We start from the raw sequence: 9,898 nt of genomic DNA on the forward strand, positions 1-9,898 counted from the left end.
GTGTGCCGTGTTCAGCGCTGCGACTCTTATGTTATGTTGAGTCTGCGGGCCGACAGAGTGAGGCTCGCGGGGCTGGACACTCTGTCCCTGCGCGGCGCTCGCCGGGGCTGTAGCGACGGATGGATGGGCGGTACCGGTGCGCAGGACGGACGGGAGGCCCGTGGCGGATCCGCCACGGGCCTCCCGTCCGTCGTGCGGCCGGTCTAGCGGCGCGCCTGCTTCGCGGGGACCGTGAAGATGTTGCCGGTGGTGACGCCCTCCTCGACCTCCTCGAGGGTGCGCCCACGGCTCTCGGGCACGAACCGCCAGATGAACAGGAGCGCGAGGACCCCGACGGCGGCGAAGCCGAAGAAGGTGCCCGTGATGCCGGTGGCGGCGACGATGGTCGGGAAGTACAGGCCGAGGAAGGCGTTCGCGATCCAGAGGCAGAACACCGCGATCCCCATGCCGAGCGCGCGGATCTGCGTCGGGAAGATCTCGGACAGGACGACCCACACCGCGATGTTGAGGAAGGTCTGCATCGAGCCGACGAACGCGACGACGAGGAACAGGATCACCCAGGGGCGGGCGGGGTTGCCGGACACGAGCACCATCGAGGCGATCCCGATGAGGAAGTGGCAGACGGTCGTCAGCGAGAACCCGATGATGAGCGTCGTGCGGCGGTTGATGCGCTCCATGTTCGCGATGGCGATGAAGCCACCGATCACCGCGATGACACCGGGCGCGATGTTGGCGATGAGTGCCGCCTGCTCCTGGAAGCCCGACTCGATGAGCACCGTCTGGCCGTAGTACATGATCGAGTTGATGCCGGTGAGCTGCTGCGCGACGCCGAGCCCCGCACCGATCAGGACGATGCGGATGAGCCACTTGTTGCCGAGCAGCACCCGCCACCCGCTCTCCTGCTGGACCTTCGCCTCGATGTCGTTGGTCCGCTTGATGTCCTCGAGCTCCGCGGTCGCGCGCTCCTCGGAGCGGATCTGCGCCAGCACCGACCGAGCCTCGCCGTACCGCCCCTTCGACGCGAGCCAGCGCGGCGACTCCGGCACGCGGAGCATCCCGACGAAGAGCGCGATGGCGGGCAGGGCGCAGACGGCGAGCATGACGCGCCAGACGCCGTTGCCCTCGCCCCAGAGGCTGCCGATGACGGCGTTCACGACGAACGCGGCGAGCTGACCGATGACGATCATGAGCTCGTTGCGGCCGGAGAGCGACCCGCGGATCTCGTACGGCGCGAGTTCGGCCAGGAACACCGGCACCACGGTCGACGCCCCGCCGACCGCGAGACCGAGGAGCACCCGGCCGACGACGATGACCCCGAAGGACGGGGCGAACACGCAGATCAGCGTGCCGACGAAGAACGTGACGGCGAGCAGGATGATCGTGCGGCGACGACCCCACCCGTCGGCGATCCGACCGCCGAGCATCGCCCCGATGGCGGCACCGAAGAGCAGGGAACTCGTGACCACGCCCTCGGTGATCGTCGTCAGCCCGAGCTCCTCGGTCATCGGCCGGAGGGCACCGTTGATCACGCCGGTGTCGTAGCCGAAGAGCAGGCCGCCGAAGGTCGCCACGAGGGCGAGGACGCCGAGGCGGCGGCGGTGCGGCCCCTCGCCGACCGGGGGCAGTGCGACGCTCGGTTGCGTCGGCTTGATGTCGACCATTCGGATGACTCCTTCGTCGGGTGATCGCGCGTCTTCGCGTGAGCCGATCGTAACCCGAATCCATGTCCTGTCAATTGGACATTCTGACTACCTGACGTTTGGACCGGTCCACGAAACACCTGGTCAGAGCGGGAGCGCTCCAAGTGCGTCTCGGGCGTGCACGTCGGCCTCGCCGCCTGCGGCCCCGGGAGACGGCGGTCGCGGTGGTGCGGACCCCGGGTCAGCCGGTGGCGTCGTCACCCCGGTGGTCGCCCCGGTGGTCGCCCCGGTGGTCGCCTCGGCCGTCGCGGTCGTCGCCCCGACCGTCGCCTCGGCCGTCGCCGAGCACGTCGCCCAACGAGGCCATCCCGGCCCCGTGGTCGGTGTACCGACGGACCGTCCGACGGGCGGCGGCACCGGCGGCACCGCCGAGCGCGGGGTTCCGTCGCGCGGCGTCGGCCACACGTCCCGCGTGGCCGGCGGTCGACAGCAGGACGTTCGCGAGTGCCCGTGCCGCTCCCGCCTCGGGGACGCCGGTGACCGTCCAGGCGCTCCGGAGCTGCTCGTCCGGTGTCACACCGCGCCGCGTGCCCATCCGGTGCCAGTCCGACAGCGCACCCTCGGTGCGCTCGGCCGCACGCTCGACCTCGCCGGCACGGCGGCGCTCGACGGCCCGGACCGCGTCGGCGGCGGCCTCGTCGGTCCCGAGGCGCCGGCCCTCGACCGCGTCCGCACGACGACGGGCGGCCGTGTCGTCACCGCCCGCCTCGGCGATGCGCGCGGCGTGGGCGGCGGCTGCGGCGGCGAGGATGTCGTGACGGTCCATGCCTCGACGGTAGCCGCTCGGGCCGACACGTACGTCCCCGGACACACGGGCCGACCGGGCCGTCGAGACCGGGGTCGTCCCGCGCTACGCTCGACAACCGAGGGGGAATCATGATCCGAACCGTCGCGACCGGTGCTGCCGCTCTGGTCACCGTCGTCGCACTGTCCGGGTGCTCGCTGTTGCGCGGGTCCGACACGGCGCTCCCGGCGCCCTCGGACCCGCCGACGGCGAGCCGCTCCGCTGCGCCGACCCCCTCCGCCACGCCCGACGCGGCGTCGGAGGGCGACCTCCTCGAGGCGTCGGCCACCCCGCGCGCTCCGACCCCGGTCGCCACCGAGGCCACCGTGCCCGACCCCGTGCTCACACCCATCCCGGCGGGCACCGTCCTGACCGAGGGCGACGTCGCCTCGCCGAAGGGCAGCATCCACTTCCACTACCGCGTCGTCGCGGACGGGGACGACACCTTCACGGCGCAGTACTCCGGCGTGACGTCGACACTGCCCGTGCCGATCGACGTCGGCTTCTTCGAGCGCGAGCGGCAGGTCGGCGACGGCCTGACCTACCGCGGCGTCGGCGACGACGTCCTCGGCGGGCCGACCTCGTCGCCCCTGGCGAAGTCGGTGCCGCTCGACGGGTCCGGCGTCGACCCGTCCGGGCTCGTCACCCTCGTGGTCTCCTCTGCCGCGCGGCCCGGCCAGGCGGACGTCCCGATCGAGATCGGCGCGGACAAGGTGCTCGCGGTGGCACCGGTCCGGTGGTCGGTCCCCGCGCGGCAGACGAACGTGCACCCGGTGGACGGCGGCGCCCGCGCGAACGCCGCCGGACCGGTCACCGCGACGACCGGCTCGGGTGCTCCGCGGACCTACACGGTCGCGCGCAACGACCTGATCGGCGACGTCGCCGCCCGCTTCGGCATCAGCGTGAAGGCGCTCGTCTGGTGCAACGAGGGCGTCCAGGTCTTCGGCGACGACCAGTACCTGTACGAGGGCACGTCGCTCAACCTCGACCCGCTCGCGCGCTGAGCGCGCGGCGCGCGAGCCTCGGCACTGCGGACAGTTTCGCGGTCCGTTGATCGCGAAACTGTCCGCAGAGCCGAGACTCGGGCGGCGCCGCCCCGCGGCCAGCGCGACCAGACGACGGACGGGAGGCGCGGTGCCAGCCGGCACCGCGCCTCCCGTCCGTCGTGGGGGTGCGTGACTACTCGCCGCGCAGCTCCAGGTACTTGGCGATGAGTGCCTTGGTCGACGAGTCCTGCGACGCGAGCGCGTCCTGGTCGCCGTCGACGGCCGGGGCGATCTGCAGCGCGAGCTGCTTGCCGAGCTCGACGCCCCACTGGTCGAACGAGTCGATGCCCCAGATGGTGCCCTCGGTGAACACGATGTGCTCGTAGAGCGCGATGAGCTGGCCGAGCACGCTCGGGGTGAGCTCCGGCGCGAGGATCGACGTCGACGGCTTGTTGCCCGTGAAGGTGCGGGCCGCGACGATCCCCTCGTCGGTGGTGCCCTCGGCGCGGACCTCGTCGGCGGTCTTCCCGAACGCGAGCGCCTTCGTCTGCGCGAAGAAGTTCGCGAGGAACAGGGCGTGGACGTCCTGGCCCGGCTGCACGGCCTTCCCGTCGCCGGACTCGTCCTTCAGCGGACGAGCGGGCTTCGCGACCGTGATGAAGTCCGCGGGGATGAGCCGCGTGCCCTGGTGGATGAGCTGGTAGAACGCGTGCTGGCCGTTCGTGCCCGGCTCGCCCCAGAAGACCTCGCCCGTGTCGGTGGTGACGGGCGTGCCGTCCCATCGGACGCGCTTGCCGTTCGACTCCATGGTGAGCTGCTGCAGGTACGCGGCGAAGCGGTGCAGGTACTGCGTGTAGGGGAGGACCGCGTGGCTCTGCGCACCGAGGAAGTTCGTGTACCAGACGTTGAGCAGGCCCATGAGGACGGGGACGTTCTGCTCGAGCGGCGTGGTGCGGACGTGCTCGTCGATCGCGTGGAACCCGGCGAGGAACTGCTGCCAGTTCTCCTTGCCGATGGCGATGACGACGCTCGTGCCGATGGCCGAGTCGACCGAGTAGCGGCCGCCCACCCAGTCCCAGAAGCCGAAGGCGTTCTCCGGGTCGATGCCGAACGCGGCGACCTTGTCGAGCGCGGTCGAGACGGCGACGAAGTGCTTCGCGACGGCGTTCGACTTCTCGTCGTCGCTCGCGTCGGTCAGGCCGAGCTCCGCCCACAGCCACTGGCGGGCCAGGCGCGCGTTCGTCAGGGTCTCGAGGGTGCCGAAGGTCTTCGACGCGACGATGAAGAGCGTGGTCTCGGGGTCGAGGTCCGCGGTCTTCTCGTAGATGTCCGCGGGGTCGATGTTCGAGACGAAGCGCGCCTCGAGCCCGGTCTGCACGTAGGGCTTGAGGGCTTCGTAGACCATGACCGGGCCGAGGTCCGAGCCGCCGATGCCGATGTTGACGACGGTCTCGATGCGCTTGCCCGAGACACCCGTCCACTCGCCGGAGCGGACCTTCTCGGCGAAGGCGTAGACCTTGTCGAGCGTGGCGTGCACGTCGGCGTCGACGTCCTGGCCGTCGACGACGAGCGCCGGCTCGATGCCCTCCGGACGACGGAGTGCGGTGTGCAGCACGGCGCGGTCCTCGGTGACGTTGATGTGCTCACCGGCGAGCATCGCCTGGAAGCGCTCGGCGACGCCGGCGTCCTTCGCGACCTGGAGCAGCGCGGCGAGGATGTCGTCGTCGACGAGGCCCTTCGACAGGTCCACGGTCAGGTCGGCGGCCTGGAACGTGTAGCGCTCGGCACGGCCGGGGTCGCTGTCGAACCAACCGCGCAGGTCGGGGGTGAATCCGTCGGCGATGCCGGCGAGCTTCTTCCAGCCGTCGGTCGATGTGGGGTCGACGGGAGCGGATTCGGTCACTTCGGTCCTCCTGGGTACCTTCTGGACGTACTGGACCGCGGGTCACCGCAGCGCTGCGTCGCGGACCACGTCCGAGCGTAGTGCCGCGGCGGTGTCCCCGCGCACAGGGCCGCGGAGGTCCGGTCAGGGCGTGGGCGCGAAGCGACGCAACCGCAGGCTGTTCGTCACGACGAACACCGACGAGAACGCCATCGCCGCACCCGCGAGCACGGGGTTGAGCAGCCCGGCCATGGCGAGCGGGATCGCCGCCACGTTGTACGCGAACGCCCAGAACAGGTTGCCCCGGATCGTCCGGAGGGTCGCCCGCGAGAGCCGGACCGCGTCGGCGACGACGGTCAGGCGACCGTTCACGACGGTGATGTCGCTCGCCGCGATCGCCGCGTCGGTGCCTGCACCCATGGCGATGCCGAGGTCCGCCGCCGCCAGTGCCGCGGCGTCGTTCACCCCGTCGCCGACCATCGCGACGCTGCGTCCCTCGGCCTGCAGCCGGCGGACGGTGTCGAGCTTCGACGCGGGCGTCGCCCGCGCGTGCACCTCGTCGATGCCGACCTGCGCGGCGACGGCGTGGGCGGCACCCTCGTTGTCGCCGGTGAGCAGCACCGGACGGAGCCCGAGCGCGACGAACCGGCGCACGGCCTCCGCCGCCTCGGGCTTCACGGTGTCGCCCACGACGACCGCGCCGAGCACGCTGCCGCCCCGCGCGACGAAGACCGCGGTCCCGCCACCCGCCTCCGCCGTGGCGACCTGCGCGGCCAGCGGCTCGGGCACGGTCAGGGCCCACGCCTCCGCGAGCCACCGGGCGGTGCCGACGACGACGACCTCGCCGTCGACGACGGCCTGCACGCCGGCCCCCGGCGCCGCGGTGAACTGCTCGGCGCCGGGGACCGCGAGGCCCTGCGCCCGGGCGGCTCGGACGACCGCGCGCGCGACCGGGTGCTCGGAGCCGTCCTCGGCCGCGGCCACCACGGCGAGCAGCTCGGCGTCGCGGAGACCGGCACGGGGAGCGGCCAGCACGGCGTCGACCCGCATCTCGCCGGTGGTCACGGTGCCGGTCTTGTCGAGCACGACCGTGTCCACACCGCGCGTGCGTTCGAGCGCCTGCGGACCGCCGACGAGGATGCCGAGCTGCGAGCCGCGCCCGGTCCCGACGAGCAGGGCGGTCGGCGTCGCGAGCCCGAGCGCGCAGGGGCAGGCGATGATGAGCGTCGCCACGGCGGCCGTGAACGCGGCGGTGAGCGAGCCGCCGACCACGAGCCACCCGACGAAGGCGAGCACGGCCAGGCCGATGACGATCGGCACGAACACCGCGGACACCCGGTCGGCCAGCCGCTGCACGGCGGCCTTGCCGGTCTGCGCGTCCTCGACGAGGCGAGCGGTGCGGGCGAGCTCGGTGTCGGCACCGACGGCCGTGACCACGACGACGATCCGACCGCCCTGGTTGATCGTCGCGCCGGTCACGTGTCCACCGGGGCCGACCTCGACCGGCACCGACTCCCCCGTCAGCATGCTGCGGTCGACGGCCGACGACCCCTCGCGCACGACGCCGTCGCTCGGGATCCGCTCGCCGGGTCGCACGACGACGACGTCGCCGACGACGAGGGACGCCGCCGGGACCCGGGTCTCGACGGGGCCGCTGGGGCCGCTGGGGCCGTCGCGCAGGACGGACGCGTCCTTCGCGCCGAGCTCGAGCAGGGCGCGGAGGGCGGCGCCGGACTGCTGCTTCGCGCGGGCCTCCATGTACCGGCCGGCGAGGATGAACACGGTCACGGCGGCGGCGACCTCGAGGTACAGGTCGCTCGCCTCGGGGTCGGTGGCGAACCACGAGAAGGCCATGTGCATCCCGGGCCGCCCGGCGTCGCCGAGGAACAGCGCGTACAGCGACCAGCCGAACGCGGCGAGGACGCCGACGCTGACCAGCGTGTCCATGGTCGCGGCACCGTGTCGGGCGTTCACCCACGCGCCCCGGTGGAAGGGCAGGGCACCCCAGACCGCGACCGGGGCCGCGAGGGCCAGCGCCGCCCACTGCCAGTTCGGGAACTGCAGGACCGGCACCATCGACAGCAGCACGACCGGCACCGCGAGGACCGCGGACACGACGAGCCGCTGGCGCAGGGGCGCGGCGGGGTCGACGGCATCGGCCCGGTCCGTGTCGTCCGCGCCGGCCGGCGGCTGCGGCAGGCGCACCGTCGCGCCGTAGCCGGCCGCCTCGACCGCGGCGACGAGCGCGGCGGGGTCGACCGCTTCCGGGTCCGTGACGGACACCTGTGCCTGCTCGGTCGCGTAGTTCACGGTCGCGCTGACGCCCGGCAGCTTGCCGAGCTTCCGCTCGATGCGGTTCGCGCACGAGGCGCAGGTCATCCCCGTGATGTCGAGGTCGACGACACCGTCGGTCACCGGGACACGACCTCGTACCCCGCCTCCGCGATCGCGCCGCGGAGGGCCTGGTCGTCGAGCGGGTGGTCGGCGGTCACGGTCACCGTCGAGGAGCCGCCCGGAACGAGGTCCACGGCGACGCCGGTGACGCCGTCCAGCTCGGACACCTCCTCGGTCACGCTCGTCACGCAGTGCTCGCAGGTCATCCCGGTCACGGCGATGGTCTCGGTGGTCATGGTGTTCCTTCCGGTCGGTGTGGGTCCGTGGACGTCTCGGTGACTAGGAGCGGACGAGTCGCGCGATGGCGTCGCTCGCCTCGCGCACCTTCGCGTCGGCGGCGTCCCCGCCCTCTGCGACGGCCTCCGCGACGCAGTGGCGCAGGTGGTCCTCGAGCAACGAGAGCGCGACGCGTTCGAGCGCTCGGTTCGCCGCGGAGATCTGGGTGAGGACGTCGATGCAGTAGGTCTCGTCCTCGACCATGCGCGCGATGCCGCGCACCTGCCCCTCGGCCCGACGCAACCGCTTGAGCAGGTCGTCCTTGTCGTCGATGTACCCGACGTGCGCGTGTTCCTGCATCCCGACCTCCGGTGTCGACAACAGGGTACCCCCACGGGGTATTCCGGGAGCGGTGGCGCTGCACCGGTGATCCCTGACGGACGGGAGGCACGCGGCCGGGCCCGCCACGCGCCTCCCGTCCGTCGCCCCCTCCACTCGGGGGCGGTGCGCTTAGCGGACAGGGCTGGCATGATGCGCAGATGGGCTCCTCGACGACGCACGGCTTCCGCCGGCTGCGCTTCACCGAGGACGACGGCGTCGACTACGCGCGCATCTTCTCGGCCGAGGTGAACGGCCGCGACCTCGGGACCGACACCTTCGTGACCGACGGCACGCGGTACGAGTACACGATCGTCGGCGACGAGGACGTCACGCTCCGCACCATGCGCTCCGAGAACGGTCGCCGCGGCGGGGTCATCGCGCCACGGACCGACCACGTCGTCTTCTGGCTCACCCGGGGCCGACTCGAGATGCACTTCGCCGACCGCACCCGCGTGATCGAGCCGGGCAGCCCCTACATCGCCTCGGCGTCCGAGGCGTACCGGTTCGTGTCCGCGGACACGGTCTACAACGGCCTGCACCTGGCGGACCCGTTCCTGCGGTCCGTCGGCGAGGAGCTCGGCTACCGCCTGCCGGACGGACCGCTCCTGTTCGACCAGCAGGACGCCACGGTCGCGCAACGCGAACCCCTTCGACGCCTCGTGCAGGACCTCGCCCCGGCGCTGCTCGACGACCGGGTGGTCGGGCCGATGCGCACCGCGCTCAACCGTCGGCTGGCCGTCGTGGTGCTCGACACCTTCCCGATCCGCAACCGCGGCGAGGACGTCCCCGTCGCGAACCGGCTGCGGGACGCCATCCGGTACATCGAGGCGCACGCCGACGACCGACCGTCCGTCCCGGAGATCGCCGAGGCGTCCGGGCTCAGCCAGCGCGGGCTGCAGGACGTGTTCGCCCGGACGCTCGGCACGACGCCGAACCGGTTCCTGCGGGACCACCGGCTCGACTGCGTCCGCCGCGAGCTGCTCCGTGCGGCCGGCGACGACGGCGTCACCCCGGTCGCGCGACGATGGGGGTTCACCAACCCCGGTCGGTTCGCCGCCGCCTACCGGGACCGGTTCGGCGAGGACCCGGCCGCGACCCTGCGGGCGTCACGGGCTGCGCGTCCGGAGTCCGGCCGGACGTCCTGGCGCGTCCGTCGGGCGCTCGCGCACATCGAGGCTCACGCGGGTGGCGACCTGACCGTGGAGCAGATCGCCGAGGCCGCGGGCGTGCGTCCCCGGCGTCTGCAGCAGCTCTTCCAGGAGGAGTGCGGGCAGTCGCCGATGGCCGTCGTCCGTGCCGCACGGGACGCTGCGTCGCGCAACACGACGGCCGGTTCCGGCGTCCGGCGCTGAACCGGCTCGGTCCGGGGTACACGGAGAACCGCCGTTCTGGCACCTTTCCTGGAAGACCTCTGGAACCCGTGACCGTCGCGTGACGAACCTCGGTGTCACCCCGTCTCATCCGTGAACAGCAACCGCTGGGAACGTGTCCCGGCGGGCATCGAGAGGAGCATGAACATGGCTGACACCACCACCCCCACCCCGGCCACGACGGC

Annotated in this window: 8 protein-coding genes; 2 read left to right on the forward strand and 6 right to left on the reverse strand. The window is 72.5% G+C overall.

Annotated elements, in window-relative coordinates:
• Positions 1 to 203: 203 nt before the first annotated feature.
• Together H7A69_RS16585 and H7A69_RS16590 are read right to left on the reverse strand one after the other, a co-directional pair.
• Positions 204 to 1,661 (reverse strand): sugar porter family MFS transporter, encoded by a 1,458-nt coding sequence (locus H7A69_RS16585; protein ID WP_182048057.1) that lies wholly within the window; start codon positions 1,659 to 1,661, stop codon positions 204 to 206.
• Between the two features lie 220 nt (positions 1,662 to 1,881).
• Complete coding sequence (locus H7A69_RS16590; RefSeq protein WP_182048058.1) at positions 1,882 to 2,466, reverse strand: hypothetical protein; 585 nt, start codon at positions 2,464 to 2,466, stop codon at positions 1,882 to 1,884.
• Positions 2,467 to 2,576: 110 nt separating this feature from the next.
• Here H7A69_RS16590 and H7A69_RS16595 point away from each other — a divergent pair, with 110 nt between their 5' ends.
• A complete protein-coding gene (locus H7A69_RS16595) occupies positions 2,577 to 3,488 on the forward strand; it encodes a LysM domain-containing protein (RefSeq protein ID WP_182048059.1) in 912 nt (303 codons plus the stop codon).
• Between the two features lie 175 nt (positions 3,489 to 3,663).
• Here H7A69_RS16595 and pgi read toward each other — a convergent pair whose 3' ends face one another.
• The 4 genes from pgi to H7A69_RS16615 form a co-directional block, all read right to left on the reverse strand.
• Positions 3,664 to 5,373, reverse strand: a complete 1,710-nt coding sequence (pgi, locus tag H7A69_RS16600) for a glucose-6-phosphate isomerase (RefSeq protein WP_182048060.1) — start codon at positions 5,371 to 5,373, stop codon at positions 3,664 to 3,666.
• Positions 5,374 to 5,496: 123 nt separating this feature from the next.
• Positions 5,497 to 7,767 carry a heavy metal translocating P-type ATPase gene (locus tag H7A69_RS16605; RefSeq protein ID WP_411469376.1) on the reverse strand — a complete coding sequence of 757 codons (2,271 nt, stop codon included), beginning with the start codon at positions 7,765 to 7,767 and terminating at the stop codon, positions 5,497 to 5,499.
• Positions 7,764 to 7,982 carry a heavy-metal-associated domain-containing protein gene (locus tag H7A69_RS16610; protein WP_069713600.1) on the reverse strand — a complete coding sequence of 73 codons (219 nt, stop codon included), beginning with the start codon at positions 7,980 to 7,982 and terminating at the stop codon, positions 7,764 to 7,766. The genes H7A69_RS16605 and H7A69_RS16610 overlap by 4 nt, the downstream gene beginning before the upstream one ends.
• 43 nt (positions 7,983 to 8,025) lie before the next feature.
• Entirely contained in the window at positions 8,026 to 8,322 is a 297-nt protein-coding gene (locus H7A69_RS16615) for a metal-sensitive transcriptional regulator (RefSeq protein ID WP_069713601.1), read from the reverse strand.
• Positions 8,323 to 8,501: 179 nt separating this feature from the next.
• On the opposite strand from H7A69_RS16615, the gene H7A69_RS16620 reads away from it, so the two are divergent.
• Positions 8,502 to 9,695, forward strand: a complete 1,194-nt coding sequence (locus tag H7A69_RS16620) for an AraC family transcriptional regulator (RefSeq protein ID WP_182048061.1) — start codon at positions 8,502 to 8,504, stop codon at positions 9,693 to 9,695.
• Positions 9,696 to 9,898 lie beyond the last annotated feature (203 nt).

Source organism: Curtobacterium sp. ME26, from assembly GCF_903970945.1.
Classification (GTDB): Bacteria; Actinomycetota; Actinomycetes; order Actinomycetales; family Microbacteriaceae; genus Curtobacterium; species Curtobacterium citri.